The following is a 15,313-nucleotide window of genomic DNA, read 5'->3' on the forward strand; positions in this document are numbered from 1 at the left end:
AGCAGGTGGCCGTCAGCAGCGCACAGGGTGCTCAAGGCCGACATATGGATGGACCTCGACCATGCTTGACGCTCGACGCCTGGAACAGCGGTTCTACCAGCTCCAGAATGCCCACGTGAGCACTCAACACCCGCTTGAGTTCCACAAACTCAAGCGTGTTCAGCTCCAGCCGGGCTTCCACCACCCAGCTGCCCTCGGGGCTGATTGCCAGCGCTTGAGGCAATTGCCGCCCCCAGCGAGTGACCATTTCCAGGGCACGCAGCAAGGCTGCCTGGCCGTCGTACGAAGCGATGTCAATCGAGCCTGCGAGGTCGGCACGAATGGTCAGTTGGGTGCCCATTGGCACAAGTACAAGTGAATGCCCTTCAACGGGCACCCAATAGCAACCCTGCCGGTCTGCCACCAGCGGCTCAATGGCCAGCCAGTCTGCCAGTTGCTGTAATAGTCTTTTCATGGTCCTGCTGCACTCGATAAATAGAGAAGACGTATGCGTCGACGTGATTTCCGGTGAGTGCGGTGCGATCAGCGCATCCCATCTCTGGCGCGACTCGGGGTACAACCAAAGCGGCGGCGATAGGCCTGGCTGAAATACGACTGGCTGGAGAAACCACTCTCCATCGCGATATCGACAATGCTGCGCTCGGTGTTGAGCAGCAGCTGGTGGGCGTGCAGCAAGCGGCGTTCGCTGATCCAGGCGCGTGGCGATGTCGCGTAGATCGAGCTGAACAATTCCTTGAACGCAGTCAGGCCCATGCCGAACACTTTGACCAGCTCATCAAGCCGCCACTCCTCAAGGAAATGCTGCTCCATGAACGCCTGCAAACGCTCTACCTGGCGATTGCCCTGTTGACGCAACACCGCCATCAACTGCGGCCCCTGGTTGCCTGAGAGCAACACCATCAGCAGCTCTTCAACACGCAACAAGGCCAGGGTCGGTGGATGTTCGAACTCCATCAGCCATTTCAAGCCTCGGACACAATCTGCCGTCAGCGTTGTGCCAGGGAAGACCAGCACATCCGGGCTGGTACCGGTGAAGCGATCAATCTCACTGAGCAAGGCGCCGTAACGATGCAGAAAGCGCTGCAGGAAGAGCGGCATCAAAGGCACCCATAACAGCTTGGCCGCCTCGCCAACACTCTCGACATAGGTCCCTCGGCGAATGAAGAGCAGCTCACCCGTCAGCATCGGATAGCTGACGCCGCCTTCACGAATACTTAGTTCACCTTCAACCAGCACGCAGATGCGCTCTTCGTTGCCGGTCATGAAGCCCGAGCCACGCACAGTCGTTTGGTATACACCCAAGGCGTCATCATTCAGTGCAATTGCGTTCAACATACTTAACCGGCCCACAATCGCTGGAAGGCCGCTAGATTATTACGATGGCGTCTGACCGAAACGACCGAATGATCTTGATTTGTTGCAGTAATAATCTCTCTTCTTTGTAGGAATTTACGACATAAAACCCACTTGAATACTTGGGTATTCATGCTGTGCTTCTAGTGCGATTCCAGCGCTGCATGTAGCCAGTTAGAGCCGTGCCTGTAAAAAAGCGACGGATCCTGATAGCGCAACTAAAAGAGGATTTGGATGATTGGTGCGGTCGCTAACTAAATACCCGTGCCGCATCAGGGCATCAGTGAGGAACAAACATGATTGGAGTAATCCCAGGGAACCGTGCACAGCAATTGGCGCACTTGGAACTCACCCAGGCTACCAGCAAAGAACAAGCAAGCGCTGCGGCCAAGGCGCTTGCAAGCGTGATTGACACGGTCAAGGACCACACCGGCATTGTCACCAGCCATTTGGCTCGTCTGCAAGCCGTGGCCAAGGCGCAGAACTGTGTGATTGCAATCAGGCCAGTGGAAAACGCTGCGACCGGGTTGATTGAATCAGGCTCGCCGACCAAGAACCTGCATATCAAGGGCAAAAGTTCGAACTGGGGGCCGCAAGCAGGCGCCATCACGGTCAATCAGGCCTTCAGCAAACTTGAAGCAAAGCTGGAGCGCCTCGACGCGTTCAACGAGCAAGTGGGTAAATGCATCAGCGAAGGTCATGCATTCAGCATACCGCTGGTTGTGTCCAAGCAACGAATCAACGACTTGCTCGCGATGGGCTGCCTCACGGAAAGCCGTTCTACCGACGACCCCAACTTGGTCAAGCTGAGTGCCCGCGCGCCGAGTGATGCCCTCTACGAGTTTGATGCCTATAAACGCAGCGATGGCCCCGACCCTGAGTACGAAATTTTTCAACAGGGACGGCCATTGATGGTACTCAGCGATAAAGCCGAGGGCAAACCACTCACCGCAGACTATGACTTACTGCTGATCGCGCCACACATCGGCGACTATGGGTCGCAAGACAAGCTCGACATTCCCGACGTCGACCATGACACCTTCAAGAAACGCATGGATCAATATAGCCAAGTACCCGACGGGGCCACGCAGGACTATCAGAGTGCTCAGAGCTTTTACAGCAAAGCAGACTCCGAAATGGGTAATTCCACAGCGCGTTTGAACAAAATGGTTCCCTTGCTCAATGAGGCAGTCGTTGGTACGAACCCGCCGGTTTTTCATCACAGCGCCGACGCAAGCAACCCGGTTACCGATACCGCGTCAAATTATCCCGCGACGTTCTTCCTGCCTGTAAAGCTGGGCAGCTATGACGAAATCGTCGTTGTGAACAATAGCCGGGAGCTGGCAGACCTGGTCCAAGAGGCGAAAGAGAATGGGTTCCAGATACCGATGAACCCGAAGTGGGAAGCGGAAGTGAAAGCAGCGTCGCTCTCGAAGTTTACAAACCTGCAGAACGTATTTGCCGAGGCATCCAAACAACCCACCCTGGTTCGCGGCTAAGCCGCCCGCGGGGCCGCTCGACAAGATGGTCCCGCGATTTAAAGCTCGGAGTGCCGTTCATCCATCACAAGCATCGCCTGCTCCATTGCCTGGTGAAGCTCATCCACCGTGTGGGTCAGCAGTACCTCACCCTCCCCCTCACTACACGCTTGCTCAAGCCCTTCACAGGCAGCTATCAAGTTCCGCGCACCGATGATCCGGGCACTGCCTTTCACCTTGTGGGCCAGTTGCGCGAGCGCGTCGACATCCTGCGCCAGATAGTGGGTGAGCAACCGCTTGATATCCGCCTCGGTGTTGGCCATCAGCTCGACCAGCAGCTCCTTTGCAACCGTTGCCTGGCCCAACGTCAATTGCAGCAGGCTGCGCATATCGATGTCCCCGCTATCAAGCAGTGAATCATACAGATGTGCACTTTTTGGCCTGGGCATTACGCCCGCCAGGCTATCGCTCAAGTCTTTGAGACGCACCGGTTTGAACAGGCACGCGTCCATACCAGCATGCCGGCAACGCTCTTCCACTTCAGGCTGCGCGTTTGCAGTACAACCGATGATCAGGCAAGGAGCACGCCCGCTGAGCGCTTCGCTTTCGCGAATAGCCCGCGCGAGTTCATAGCCATTCATGGCCGGCATGTTGCAATCGGTAATCACCACGTCGTAGCGGCTATTGTGCCAGTCACGCAAGCCTTGCACGCCGTCCTCGGCATCACGTACCCGATGGCCGAGAAAGCTCAACTGTTGCGATAGCAGCATGCGGTTGGCCGAGTAGTCATCGACGACCAGTACATTGAGAACATGCGGGTGCGCTACAAGCTCTGCCGGCTCGGGCGCGGTTGCCTTCATGGGGGCAAGTGCAGGCAGACGCAGTGAAAACTGAACCTGGGTGCCTTTGCCCAACTCACTGGACAAATACAACTGCCCGCCCATCATGTCGCACAAGGTACGACAGATCGTCAGCCCCAAGCCGGCGCCGTTGCGCGCCGAGTCGGTATTGTTGCTGGCTTGGGTAAACGGGGTAAACAGCCGCTGCTGGTCTTCATCGCTGATACCGCTGCCGCTGTCCTCAATGCGCAGGCAGATATCCAGCTCTTGTACCGTACTTGAAGGCGCAACCTGCAGAATCACCCGCACTTCGCCCTGGCGCGTGAATTTTATGGCGTTGCTCAGCAAGTTGGTAAAGATCTGCTTGAAGCGCAAAGGGTCTATCAACACATCCTGATTGGCCGCGTCATCCAACTCCAGAATCAGCGGCACGTGCTTCTGCCGCGCCATGCCGTCCATGACCCGCACCACCGAGTTGACCTGTTCCAGCAAGTTGGCGCGCTCAGGCGCCAGTGAAAGGCGCCCGGACTCGATCCGGGCAATATCAAGAATATCGCCAATCAACTCCAGTAAATCCTGTGCGGCGCTGGAGGCCACTTCAATGCCCAGGCGATCGACAATGCCCTGCTTGGCCTTTTTCATCGCCAGTTCGAGCATGCCGATAATTGCATTGATGGGCGTGCGGATCTCATGGCTCATGGTCGCCAGGAATATGCTCTTGGCACGGTTGGCGTTGTCCGCGCACACCCTGGCTTCCTCCAGTCGCTCAAGCAAATGCTGACGCTCACTGACGTTGATCCAGCCGCCGATCATGCCGGTCACTTCACCCTGGCTGCCGCGGTAGGGCAAGGTCCAGTGGTAAATGGTCAGTAGTTCACCGCCAGCCAGCCTGAGCGTGCCGTCGCGCAGGCTCGGTACGCCATTGCGCATGATTTCCAGGTAATTGTCGTGATAACGGCGGGCCTCCTGCGCATCAAGGAACGTGCCTTCAACGACAGTCTTGCCGATGACGTCTTCACGCTGGACGCCGAATACATCAAGGTAGGCCGCATTGCACAGCACCATGCTGCCGTTGTAGTCGCGTACATAGATCGGGTGAGGGGTACCGTCGATCAGCGTGCGCATGAACTCCATTTGATCGTAAAGCGCGGTTTCGGCCTTCTTGCGCTTGCTGATCAACAGCCGCAAATAGGTATTCCAGCCCAACGCCAGCACCAATATCAAGGCTGCCAGCACCATGCCCTGGATGATGGTTGCACGATGACGCGACCACAGGCTGTCGTCGAGCATCACCGCACTGCGCCAACGGTTGGTCAGTTCCGCGGTTTCTTCCGGGGTAATGCTGAGCAAGGCCTTGTTGATGATCGACACCAGTTCCGGTGAAGTGTTGTCGATTGCAAAGGCGCGCTGTGCCGGCGCGATGCCCACCGTGCCGGTAATGCACAAGGTGTCCAGGTACTTGTTGGAAATCAGGTAGCGGGCGCTGAACAGCGAAAGCGATAGAGCATCTGCCTTGCCTTGAGCGACCAGCTCCAGCGCGTCTTTGGCCTGCGCCACGATCACGATTCGTACGCTCGGGTAGTTTTTTTCTACAAAACCTTGCAAGGCGCTGCCTTCGGTCAGGACCAGCGACCTGCCGCCCATGTCATCCAGCGAGTCTGGCCTCCCGGAGCCCGCCTTGCGCACCATCACATAAGGCATGCTCAAGTACGGCTGGCTGAACACGAACTTGTCTGCCGGCAGATTGCCTGGCGCATCCGTGGCGACCATATCCACTTCGCCCTTTTTCAATGAGCTCATCAAGGTATCGGTAGCGCCGCCGGCGACCACATCGAACTTCAGCCCGGTACGCAGGCTGATCAGCGCCAGGATGTCTGCGGTGAAACCATGGACTCGTCCTTTGTCATCAAAATAGGTCAGCGGCAGATAGATACCATCGATCGCCAGTTTCAGTCGCGGATGCTGGTCCAGCCATTGCCGCTCGGTATCACTGAAATGCAGGCGGCTCAACCCCGGGACATCGATACGAATGGCATTCCAGCGGCGCAGGATGGTCCCCCGCTCGCTATTGGGAATGACTTCAAGCGCACGATTGACGACTTGCAGGAGCCGGGTATTTTTTTCATCAAGGGCAAAGGCTATCTCGCCGGCCTCGAGCAATGACGGGTTGAGCTCGACGTTGTTCAGGTAGTTCTTGTTGATCAGGTGGTTGGCCCCGATGGCGTTGCCGATATAGGCATCCGCCTGGCCAAAGGCGACCGCGCTCAAGGCGCTGAGCGATGAAGGGTAAAGGCGCAGGTCAAGGTCGGCATAGTGTTTGGCCAGGGCTTCGGCCTTCAGGTAACGGTAGAACATGGCAACTTTCTTGCCGGCACTTTGCGGGGACAGGTTCTCGTTGTCCTGAGTGCGCGTCACCACGACCGGCTCATCTTCGGCATAGTCCACGGACAACACCAACCCCGGCACCTCGGCGTCAAAGTTGTTGGCGGTTCCCATCAAATCGACAGCGCCGCTTTTCACCGCACGTATCAGCGCGTCTCGCGATTCGTAGCGGCGCACGTCAATATCGACGTGCAGCAATTGGCCGAGCAAGCCCGCATAGTCGGCCGTGATGCCTTCAAAGCCCTGGGCATTTGCGGTGATTTCAAAAGGCTCGTTATCGGGCGCAGAAATACCCAATACCAAACGGCCACGCGCACTTAACCATTGCCTGTCGGCGTCATCCAGGGCCACTTGGTAACTTTCAACGGAAGAGCGGCCGTAGAGTTTTATTGTCTGAAATTCAGCTGCCTCAAGCAGCGTACTGAACAGGCAGAGGGTACAGATTACCGCGATCACATAGTTGCGCATGGCGTGTTATCTAGACCAGGTCGTTACGCTTGGCAAACTCGGCCAAGTACACCAGCGACTTGACATTGAGTTTTTCAATCATGCGTTTTTTATAGGTGCTGACGGTTTTATTGCTGACGTGCATGAGCTCGGCGATTTCATTGTTCGACATGCCCGTTGCCAGTTGCTGCAAGATGCTCAACTCGCGGTCGGAGAGCCGCTTGATCAATGCCTGCTCGGTCACTTCAACATCACTGCGGCGTACCGAGCCGCTGGCAAGGTTGGGGAAAAAGGTATAGCCGGACATGATCGCCCGAATGGCCCGGATCAGTTCGTTGGTGTCTTCGGCCTTGGACATGTAGCCTGCCGCCCCGGCTTTCATGCAGCGCACGGCATAACAGGGGGCGGGCCGCGAGGTCAGCACCAGGATCCGCGTCGGCAGGTTGAACGCATGGATACGGTTCAACACTTCCAGGCCGTCAAGTTTTGGCAGGGCAATGTCCAGCAGCATAAGGTCGGGTTTATGTTGCTGGGCCAACAGCACGGCGTCTGAACCATTATCCGTTTCGCCGACAACTTCAAACTGTTCCTGTTGCAGGAGTACTTTGGCGGCGCTGCGAATAAAGGGGTGATCATCAACGATGAGTGCGGTGTGCATCAATTTACCTATTGAGTACACGCCAGCCGATATAACGACATTTGGCTGGCGTCAAATATTGGTGCTGGACTGTTGGGCACACAACAGCAGCAGCGCACCAACCGGCACACGCGCGCACGGTGCAAGGCACCCGTTCAAGTGGGGTTGGCTGAAGTAAGACTATCTGGCTAGGCAGGTGACGCTTTACGCACGAAAAACAGGGCCGCTGCGCCACGCTACGCGTGATGCACCACCCTGAGAAATGCTTTTTATGAGTGCGCTCGTACAAAAACACCGCGTACGAGGCAGCCGCGCAAGGTAGTAGAACGTACTGCGCAATTCAAGCCCCAGTGGCAATTTGTCACAATGTACCCGCCTGGGTTTTTCCAGTCGTGCACTGCGGGAAACATGGCAGGGGCTTGAGCGTGAGCCGCGCCCGTTTCCCGGGCTGAAGGGTGTCGAGTACCTGTGCCTGCACGGCCCCTCCCTCGCTCCAGGATAATTGGGCCCTGACCACCACTGCCCCAGGCACATCACGGCTGAACTCAAAATAGAGTGGCAGCAGGTTGACCCGATAGCGTTGCTCGCCGACCAGGCGAAGGTCAGCACCTTGAGCGCTGTAGCGTTGCACAGTGAGGTAACCCGAGCGGGTCAACGGCGGTGCAAGGTCGACACGCCCGCTAAATACTGGCTGTTCAAGTGCAACCGCAACGCAGCCGCTCAGCAACAAACAACTCGTCGCACACAGGATGAGGTTCATTCGGTTTATCTTGAATACTCTACCTACTCACCAGGCGACGGCACCGAAAAGTGCCGTCGCCACCCTTGGCAATTAAATCAGGCAACACCACTCGCCGCGCGCATGGCCTGGTTGACGGATTCGGTAATTTCCTTCATCAGTTGCGAGAGTTCTTTCTGGCTGTCTTCCAACGCCCGGATAATATCGGCCGCCTTTTGCTTGTTGCCATCATGCTCATTGGCATCGATGTCGTGCTCTTTGCCATCGCCCTGGATAAAGGCCTGCTTGGCCTGGAGGGAGGAGTTGACCACGCCATTGATGCTCATCGAATGGGCCTTGAACTGCTCGACCAATTGTTCGGTCTTTTTCTGACGCTCACCGAGCACTTCAAGCCTGGCTTTTGATTGTGCTACCGAGCCTTCCAGACGATGACGATCGAAACCTGCAAAGAACTCAGCGTCGCTCATGTCCTTGAGTTTCGGCTTGAGATCGACATCCACGGCAATGTCGGCTTTGTTGATGGCCGGTTTGAGGGTGTCGATCGCCGCGAGCTTTTTCTCCAGGCCGGTAATATCGCTGTTGACGCGCTTCATGCGTGAAGCGCTTTCAAGGCTGCTGGAGAACCCGGCAACGCTCATGCCACTCCCCAGTAACCCGGTGACGCCGGACATCGCCGCCCCGGCGATCATCCAGTTGCCGCTGTTGTACATTTCTGCAACTTGCGCCTTCTTCGACTCCAGCGATGCCTGTGACTCGATGCTGCGCAGGGTCATGTACATGTGCTTGGCATCCTTGTTGGCCTGCCAAATCAGCAACAACATTGCGGTGTCCAGATCCAGCTTGCTGAGCACCTGGCGAATTTTATCGTCGACTTTTGCCTGTGGCCGGTCGAGGTTGGCCTTTTCAAGGTCAACGGCATTCGGCTGTTTGAGCGCGCCGGCACGATAAGCCATTTCATCTTTTCGAACGGCACTGGCAAAGGGTTGAAGGGCGAATGTCGAATCAATCGCGTGACGTGTAGTGACTTCAATACTCATGGCTGGGCACCTTAGATAGTGTTCGGGCTACGGGAGAGGTTGTGCTGGCTATTGGCACGATCCGCCAACAGCTTGGCCAAGGTCTCGAAAACGCTTTTGAAGGCGTCGAACAGCTGCTGCAACGCGTTGTTGAGTTGATCCACCAGTGCTTGCTGGGCCTCAAGCTTCACGCGCGACTGCTGCAGGTCAGCCTGTTTGATGGCCGCATTGGCACTCAAACCCTGGTGGGTGGTTTGCGTCACGGTATTGCCTGCGTTCACCACCATATCTGCCACGGGTGCAGCCGTTTTAAGCAACGTTTGAACCAGCGAACTGGTTGCCGAAGCCGCCTTGGTACCCAACTGCGCGATGTGGTTCAGCGTACTGACAACCTTCTCGGCCATCTGCGCGATTTTCGGCGCAGCCTTGGAGGCCAGTTTCGCCACCAGGCCCGCAGCACTACCACCAAAGGTCACTATTGCACCGACCACTGCCAGCAGCGCCTCTACGGTCGTCAGCACCGGGCCGAGCCAGGCCATGACATCCTTGCTGATCAACCCCGCCTTGGCGCACTCCTGAATGGCACAGGAGACAACCCCCACTACACCGCCCGCGATCATCAAGGCACCGGCGACCGCACCCACGCCGGTCGCCACCATGACGGCACCGACAATGATGGCTGCCACTGAACTGATCCAGCCAAAGATCCGCGCGGCCAGCCCGGATTTGCTCGCCTCGGTTCCCGCCTTCAACGAGGCTTGCAGCTTCTCGTCGTTGGCTTTCATTTCTTCCTGCCCAACCAGCTTCGCGCGCTGGATGTCTTCCAGCGTGAGTTTGCTCTGCAGCTCTTTGATGGTGGACATCTTTGCCCCCAGGAAGATTGCGAAATCTTCGATGGAGCTGAAGCGAAACTTACCCTTTTCAGTGGCCGCCTCCCCGGCTTCAGCCAGGCTTTTGATGACCACGGCAAAGCGCTCCTGAGCCTTGAGCGCATCGCCCAGCGCGTTTGCCACCCCTTGAAAGCTGCCAGCAGGTGCTTCGCTCAGGGTGCCCGGCGCATCCAGCATCACGCCCCCTGCCCCGCGTCGGGCCGAAGCCGATCCGCTACCGTGGCTCACCACCACCTTGGCAGCGGCCACTGAGGCCGAGCGCGCAGGTTCATCGTTTGCGGCAAAGCCCGCCAGTGGCGTAAATCGACTGATCAATGCATTGACTTCATTCATGAAGCATTCCTTTTCTGAGTAACAACATGTTCCAACAGCACACCTGCACGCATGGCCAGATCAGCATGTTCCGGGTGTACCTCGGCCAACGCCTGGGCTGAGTAGAAGCCGCTTTCAGCGGCCGTCAGATCACCCAACTGCAAGTGGCACTCGCCGGCGTGAAAAGGAAAACGCGGATCCTTTATATCCACCAGGGCCCCGTATACATAACTTTGAATGGCCAGCTCATACTGTTTCAACGCCTGACGACAGGCACCCAGCCCAAGAAAGAATCGGGCATCGTAATGATTGAGTACGCACAACCCTTTGAATACACCGTGGGCCGCTTCAAACTTGCCCGACTGATAATGCCCGTAGGCCATCAGGTAAAGTTGTTCCAGCTCTGGAGTGGCAATACCTTTAAGCATGGCCAGAGTCCCGCCCTCGGCCAGGAAGCTTTCCAGTGCCTGATCAACGTCAGCCGCGCAGGCGTCTGCTTGAGTGTTCATGGTCTTCCTTAAAGGGCGCGAAGAATATCGCTCATCAAGTTGTAATATTTATCAATGAAACGGTTCATGCCTTCGATGGCCGTGTCATAGCGGCTGGTAACATCTTTCAATACGATGGTTTGCTGAGAAACCTTGTCATTGACCATGCGCGCCCGGTCGCCTACGGCACCGGCAAAGGCGGCCACGGGATTGTTATCCTTATCGAAGGCGTAAGAATCTTTTACACCTTTCATGCTGCCGCTTTCTTTTTGCGGCCCTGAGGTGCCTGGTTTTGTAACACCGCGCAAGAAATCACTGATGGTGAAGGACTTGCTCATATCCCCGGAGTAGGTATCGAGTGAACTCAACAACTTGAACTCCGCACTGTTCTTCCATTGCTCCTCGGAGGTGTAACCATAGAGCGAGCGGTCAGCGAGATTACTCGAGGTTGTCGAGAAGCTTTCCTTTGCGGCCATCGCCTTATTGATGTCAGATTGGATGATCGAGAAGATCTTCGCTTCCGCTTGCAGGCTGGACAGCAAGTCACGAATGTCATTGCGTTTGACTTCGTTCCTTTCCATGACCTTCTTGTAAACGTCAATCACATCGACATCCATGCGTGCGCCCAGCACCGGGGGGTCAGCAAACACCGAGAAGAGGCTTTCCAGCGGGTTGGGCAGTGCCCCATGAATGAATGACGCCACGCTCAAAGGCACCCCGGGGCGCTGATCGGCATAGGTATTGATCCGGTTTGCCCAGTCGGCATAGACCGCCGTACTCAGCCCATCCGACAAGCTCCCCGCGCGCATGGCCGCCTCTGGCAGCACCCCTGCGAACAAGGGCAGCAGTTGACGCGGGCCGAGCGGTTTTTCATCCGGGCCAACGATCACGACCCGGCGCTCATGCATCAATTTCAGCAGCGCCTCCACCACCGAATCCGGCGCGCCCTGCGCCAATGGCGTGGGCCGCTCAACAGCCGTAGCAAGGCGCTGGGTAACACCAGCAGTAGACTCAATCACGGTTAGATACTCTGGGTGAAGTTCAATGTCCCTTACCGTAAATTAAGTATTTGCCACGGCGCTGACTATCAGTCGTCGGCGGCATTTTGTTGATTGCGCCTACTGCGCAGCGAACACACGCGGCCCACATCGAGTTCAAACCAACCAGGGCTCGGTTCTGCGGCGCCAGCCCAACGCAGATAAAAGCGGCGCAAGCGATTGGCCTGCAACGGGCTGCCGGCCAACATGTCCACGTTGCCATACAGGCTGTAACCCGGGCCATACATAGCCAGTGCTGCTTGAGCCAGTACATAGAGCACCGCGAATGAATTATCGAGGCCGCCGCGCTTTTCCTGACGACGAAACATGACAATCCAGATGCGATTGCCTTCGCAACGCCAACACACATCGCAGCCGCGATAGGTGAATTGCCAGCCTAGTTGTATACGGGTATGCAACCAGTAATAAGGAATAACCGGGTGACCGTGCGCGCGCAGCCACCCTTCAATCTTGTCGGTGTCCATCGATACGGTACCTGTTCAATAGTGGCGTGGCTGTTACGCGCTTAGAGCGTTACGCGCCCAAGGGGTTGAATATTGATATGCGTCGTCAACTCTTGATAGGACAACACCGGCAGTGCGTAATAGTCGCTTTCGATCAACTTTCTGACATAGCGGCGAATATCCATCGAGACTACCAATACCGGCCTGACCTGCATGTTTGCCAAGTCACCTACGGTCTGCCTGATACCGTCTAGAAATGCCTCGGTCACCTCAGGCTCCAGGGCCAGGTAACTACCCGCACTGGTCTGGCGAATACCACTGCGAATTTGCTCCTCGAGCGTTTGATCAAGCAAGTAGGCCGGCAGGATATTGTTGCCACTGGAATACTTGTAGCAAATGTAGCGCTTCAGGCTGCTGCGAATGTATTCGGTCAACTGCACCACATCCTTCTCCTTCTGCCCCCACTCGACCATGGCTTCGAGAATCGCGCGCATGTTGCGGATGGAGATGTCTTCACTGACCAGGCGCTGGAACACTTCAGTGATGCGTTGCAAGGGCAGGATGCGTTGCGCTTCCTTGACCAGTTCGGCATAGCCTTGCTCCATCTGCTCCAGCAGGTAACGCGATTCCTGAATGCCGATAAAGTCGCTTGCGTACTCGCGAAGCACCTGGCTCAGGTGCCAGGTCAGCACCTGGTCCATGGCCAGGAAGCTGCAACCGGCCCGTTGCAAACGCTCTTTGTGCAACTCGGCGACCCACAGCGTGGGCTCCCCCGGCAATACCGGCTCACCCGTGTCATAGGCCACCCCCATCAAGTCCAGCTGGCTGGCTTTTTCCTGCACCAGCCAGTGATCGGGCCGCAACCGGCCCCGCGCTACGGGTACTTCTTGCAGCTGGATCAGGTATTCGCCGTTTTTCAGGGCATCGTTGAACCGCAGGTGGATCCCCGGGAACGGTACGCCGTAATCCAGGTACAGCGCACCGCGTACGCGCACCAGCTCGTCATTGAGCGACAACGCCTCCAAGGCCTTTTGCAGGCTGGCATCGACATCGATCAACAACGGCACGGTCATGGCAAACTCGTCCTTGCCCGCCATTCTGGAAGATGCCAGGGCCTTGGGTTTGACACTGGGTGCCCCCGCGCCCTGGGCCAACAGCGTAGGCAGGTCCCTGGCGGCGGGCGTGCCCTCCTGCGCCTTACGCAAGCGCAGCGCCCACAGGCCACCGCCACCCACTACCACAGCGAGCAGCAGGAAGGTGATCGTGGGGAAGCCGGGAATCATCGCGAACAGCACCAGCAAGGCGCCGCCGATCAGCAGTGCCTTGGGTTGCGCCATGACCTGCGCGCCGATGTCCGAGCCCAGGTCTGTCGTGCTGTCCGACGCATCCCGGGTGACGATGATACCGGCGGTAATGGCGATCAGCAGCGCCGGCACCTGGGCAACCATGCCGTCGCCAATGGTGAGGATCGAATAGAGTTGCAGCGCATCGGCCGTGCTCATGCCTTTTTGCATGACGCCAATGGTGATCCCCGCCAGGATGTTCACCACGATGATGATCAGCCCGGCAATCGCATCGCCTTTGACGAATTTCATTGCCCCGTCCATGGAGCCGAACATCTGGCTTTCCTTCTCGACCTTGGCCCGTCGCTCACGCGCCTCGTCGACCGTGATCACATTGGCGCGCAAGTCGCCGTCGATACTCATCTGCTTGCCCGGCATGGCATCCAGCGAAAAACGCGCGCTTACTTCGGCGACGCGTTCGGCGCCCTTGGTGATCACCAGGAACTGCACGATGGTGATGATCAGGAACAGGATGCACCCCACCACCAGGTTGCCGCCGGCGACGAAGGTGCCGAAGGTGTGCACGATTTCCCCGGCATCAGCCTCCAGCAGGATCATCCGCGTGGTACTTACCGAGATGGCCAGGCGAAACAGGGTGGTCACCAGCAACACGGCCGGGAACACGGAGAATTGCAGCGGCGAACTGACATAGATCGCCATCATCATCAGCACCACGGCAATCGTCATGTTCAGCGCGATCAGGATATCGAGCAGGAACGGCGGCAGCGGCAAGACCATCATCATCAGTACGGCCAGCAGCATGGCGGCCAGCATGATGTCCTTGCGTGTACCGATTTTTACCAGCAGCTCAGATAGCGTGTTCATCGACAGCCTGTTGACTCAGAAAATGTTCAAAGGCTTCGCGTGCCGCCTCATGTTGCCCGCACAACTGACGTGCACGGCTCTCACAGAACCACAGCGCCGCCGTGCGCTCGCCACGCTCGCGCAAGTGCTCGCAGTGCGCCTGGGCGCTTGCACCATGGCCGGCCTGCAGCAAGGCCAACAGTAGAATCCTGCGTGCTTGAAGGTTGCCCGGCTGGGCCTCCAGCAACAGTTCCAGCAGGTCGATGGCGCGCTCTGCCTGGCCACACTGGAATGCCAGCCACCCCAGCAGCAACAGCATTTTTTGCTGGGTGTCATTGAGCTGCAGCACGTCAGACCTCAACCAGCAAATGGACCAACATCTTCAGCAAGCGCTCATCTTCGCCACGTGCATTGAGCCACTGTGCAGCAGGCGCGTCGGATGCCTGCAACAGGCACCGCAAGCCCTCGCGCTCCTTGCGAAACACTGCGGGAATCAACAGCGCACCGAATGCCTCGGCACTCGGCCGGGCATAGTCCTGCAACACCTGTTGCGACCTGTTCGCTGGATAGAGCTTGGGGAAATGCGCCTCCACCGCGCCGCCATCGGGCACCAGCGGCGCACGCTCAGAAACGTTGCCTGGGCCAAGCAGCTGCGTGGCGTAATCCGGCCGTGGCAGTTGGCCCTGCGAACGAATCGCCAGGGTCATCGGTCGAGTACCTTGTAGCGAGCTGCCAGCAACGTCTCATAGGCCTGCTGCAGCAGCGGCAAGGTGACCTGCGTGGTGGCCAGGGTAATGAACAGCAACAACTCGCAGCGACCCACCCAGCCGCAACGCAACGGCAATGCCGGGGCCCTCGAGCTGTAGGTCAAGCGCAACGCGCGCTCGATGATTGCCGGAGCCTCATGGCTGGAAACCTCAAGCACCCACCACAAGGTGATGCTGGCGTCGTGCCGTTCGATCTGCAAGATCCCCAACTGGTCCAGTTCCAGGGTAATCAGCGACCGTTCCGTTTCAGGTAGCTCGACACCCAAGCCTTGGCAGAAGCGCGCGAGCGCCTCGTCACACCACAACATAAATAATCC

15 protein-coding genes are annotated in these 15,313 nt (G+C 57.4%); 1 reads left to right on the forward strand and 14 read right to left on the reverse strand.

Going from position 1 to position 15,313, the window contains the following annotated elements:
* Window positions 1–31 precede the first annotated feature (31 nt).
* Both M5G11_RS24550 and M5G11_RS24555 read right to left on the reverse strand, forming a co-directional pair.
* Window positions 32–454, reverse strand: a complete 423-nt coding sequence (locus tag M5G11_RS24550; RefSeq protein WP_273912839.1) for a CesT family type III secretion system chaperone — start codon at window positions 452–454, stop codon at window positions 32–34.
* Window positions 455–522: 68 nt separating this feature from the next.
* Entirely contained in the window at window positions 523–1,302 is a 780-nt protein-coding gene (locus M5G11_RS24555) for a helix-turn-helix transcriptional regulator (RefSeq protein WP_273912838.1), read from the reverse strand.
* Window positions 1,303–1,649: 347 nt separating this feature from the next.
* Here M5G11_RS24555 and M5G11_RS24560 point away from each other — a divergent pair, with 347 nt between their 5' ends.
* Window positions 1,650–2,852 (forward strand): anthrax toxin-like adenylyl cyclase domain-containing protein, encoded by a 1,203-nt coding sequence (locus tag M5G11_RS24560; protein ID WP_273912836.1) that lies wholly within the window; start codon window positions 1,650–1,652, stop codon window positions 2,850–2,852.
* A 38-nt stretch (window positions 2,853–2,890) separates the two neighbouring features.
* Here M5G11_RS24560 and M5G11_RS24565 read toward each other — a convergent pair whose 3' ends face one another.
* From M5G11_RS24565 to sycN, 12 genes are all read right to left on the reverse strand, one after another.
* Window positions 2,891–6,520, reverse strand: coding sequence for an ATP-binding protein (locus tag M5G11_RS24565; protein WP_273912835.1), 3,630 nt, complete (start codon window positions 6,518–6,520; stop codon window positions 2,891–2,893).
* Window positions 6,521–6,530: 10 nt separating this feature from the next.
* Window positions 6,531–7,157 (reverse strand): response regulator transcription factor, encoded by a 627-nt coding sequence (locus tag M5G11_RS24570; RefSeq protein WP_273912834.1) that lies wholly within the window; start codon window positions 7,155–7,157, stop codon window positions 6,531–6,533.
* 340 nt (window positions 7,158–7,497) lie between these two features.
* Window positions 7,498–7,896: a YscW family type III secretion system pilotin gene (locus tag M5G11_RS24575; RefSeq protein WP_273912833.1), complete on the reverse strand. Its 399-nt coding sequence runs from the start codon at window positions 7,894–7,896 to the stop codon at window positions 7,498–7,500.
* 77 nt (window positions 7,897–7,973) lie between these two features.
* Window positions 7,974–8,912: a YopD family type III secretion system translocon subunit gene (locus M5G11_RS24580; RefSeq protein WP_273912832.1), complete on the reverse strand. Its 939-nt coding sequence runs from the start codon at window positions 8,910–8,912 to the stop codon at window positions 7,974–7,976.
* An 11-nt stretch (window positions 8,913–8,923) separates the two neighbouring features.
* Window positions 8,924–10,114 carry a type III secretion system translocon subunit SseC family protein gene (gene sctE, locus M5G11_RS24585; protein ID WP_273912831.1) on the reverse strand — a complete coding sequence of 397 codons (1,191 nt, stop codon included), beginning with the start codon at window positions 10,112–10,114 and terminating at the stop codon, window positions 8,924–8,926.
* On the reverse strand, window positions 10,111–10,602 hold the full coding sequence (locus M5G11_RS24590) for a SycD/LcrH family type III secretion system chaperone (protein ID WP_273912830.1): 492 nt from the start codon (window positions 10,600–10,602) through the stop codon (window positions 10,111–10,113). Before M5G11_RS24590 ends, sctE begins: the two co-directional genes overlap by 4 nt.
* 8 nt (window positions 10,603–10,610) lie before the next feature.
* Window positions 10,611–11,600: a virulence-associated V antigen gene (locus M5G11_RS24595; RefSeq protein ID WP_273912829.1), complete on the reverse strand. Its 990-nt coding sequence runs from the start codon at window positions 11,598–11,600 to the stop codon at window positions 10,611–10,613.
* 68 nt (window positions 11,601–11,668) lie between these two features.
* Window positions 11,669–12,103 carry an LcrR family type III secretion system chaperone gene (locus tag M5G11_RS24600; RefSeq protein ID WP_273912828.1) on the reverse strand — a complete coding sequence of 145 codons (435 nt, stop codon included), beginning with the start codon at window positions 12,101–12,103 and terminating at the stop codon, window positions 11,669–11,671.
* A gap of 41 nt (window positions 12,104–12,144) precedes the next feature.
* Window positions 12,145–14,250, reverse strand: coding sequence for a type III secretion system export apparatus subunit SctV (gene sctV, locus M5G11_RS24605; RefSeq protein ID WP_273912827.1), 2,106 nt, complete (start codon window positions 14,248–14,250; stop codon window positions 12,145–12,147).
* A complete protein-coding gene (sctY, locus tag M5G11_RS24610) occupies window positions 14,234–14,578 on the reverse strand; it encodes a type III secretion apparatus assembly chaperone SctY (protein ID WP_273912826.1) in 345 nt (114 codons plus the stop codon). Before sctY ends, sctV begins: the two co-directional genes overlap by 17 nt.
* Window position 14,579: 1 nt before the next feature.
* A complete protein-coding gene (sctX, locus tag M5G11_RS24615; RefSeq protein WP_273912825.1) occupies window positions 14,580–14,936 on the reverse strand; it encodes a type III secretion apparatus assembly protein SctX in 357 nt (118 codons plus the stop codon).
* Window positions 14,933–15,304, reverse strand: coding sequence for a type III secretion chaperone SycN (gene sycN / locus M5G11_RS24620; RefSeq protein ID WP_273912824.1), 372 nt, complete (start codon window positions 15,302–15,304; stop codon window positions 14,933–14,935). The genes sctX and sycN overlap by 4 nt, the downstream gene beginning before the upstream one ends.
* Window positions 15,305–15,313: the final 9 nt, after the last annotated feature.

This window comes from Pseudomonas fontis, assembly GCF_028656955.1.
In the GTDB taxonomy this organism is placed as follows: domain Bacteria; phylum Pseudomonadota; class Gammaproteobacteria; order Pseudomonadales; family Pseudomonadaceae; genus Aquipseudomonas; species Aquipseudomonas fontis.

Excerpts from the sequence above, each read along its gene's own strand:
- M5G11_RS24580 (WP_273912832.1), bottom strand. The coding sequence starts at position 8,912 with ATGAGTATTGAAGTCACTACACGTCACGCGATTGATTCGACATTCGCC.
- M5G11_RS24565 (WP_273912835.1), bottom strand. The coding sequence starts at position 6,520 with ATGCGCAACTATGTGATCGCGGTAATCTGTACCCTCTGCCTGTTCAGT.
- M5G11_RS24590 (WP_273912830.1), bottom strand. The coding sequence starts at position 10,602 with ATGAACACTCAAGCAGACGCCTGCGCGGCTGACGTTGATCAGGCACTG.
- M5G11_RS24600 (WP_273912828.1), bottom strand. The coding sequence starts at position 12,103 with ATGGACACCGACAAGATTGAAGGGTGGCTGCGCGCGCACGGTCACCCG.
- M5G11_RS24570 (WP_273912834.1), bottom strand. The coding sequence starts at position 7,157 with ATGCACACCGCACTCATCGTTGATGATCACCCCTTTATTCGCAGCGCC.
- sycN (WP_273912824.1), bottom strand. The coding sequence starts at position 15,304 with ATGTTGTGGTGTGACGAGGCGCTCGCGCGCTTCTGCCAAGGCTTGGGT.
- M5G11_RS24560 (WP_273912836.1), top strand. The coding sequence starts at position 1,650 with ATGATTGGAGTAATCCCAGGGAACCGTGCACAGCAATTGGCGCACTTG.
- M5G11_RS24575 (WP_273912833.1), bottom strand. The coding sequence starts at position 7,896 with ATGAACCTCATCCTGTGTGCGACGAGTTGTTTGTTGCTGAGCGGCTGC.
- M5G11_RS24550 (WP_273912839.1), bottom strand. The coding sequence starts at position 454 with ATGAAAAGACTATTACAGCAACTGGCAGACTGGCTGGCCATTGAGCCG.
- sctE (WP_273912831.1), bottom strand. The coding sequence starts at position 10,114 with ATGAATGAAGTCAATGCATTGATCAGTCGATTTACGCCACTGGCGGGC.
- sctX (WP_273912825.1), bottom strand. The coding sequence starts at position 14,936 with ATGACCCTGGCGATTCGTTCGCAGGGCCAACTGCCACGGCCGGATTAC.
- sctV (WP_273912827.1), bottom strand. The coding sequence starts at position 14,250 with ATGAACACGCTATCTGAGCTGCTGGTAAAAATCGGTACACGCAAGGAC.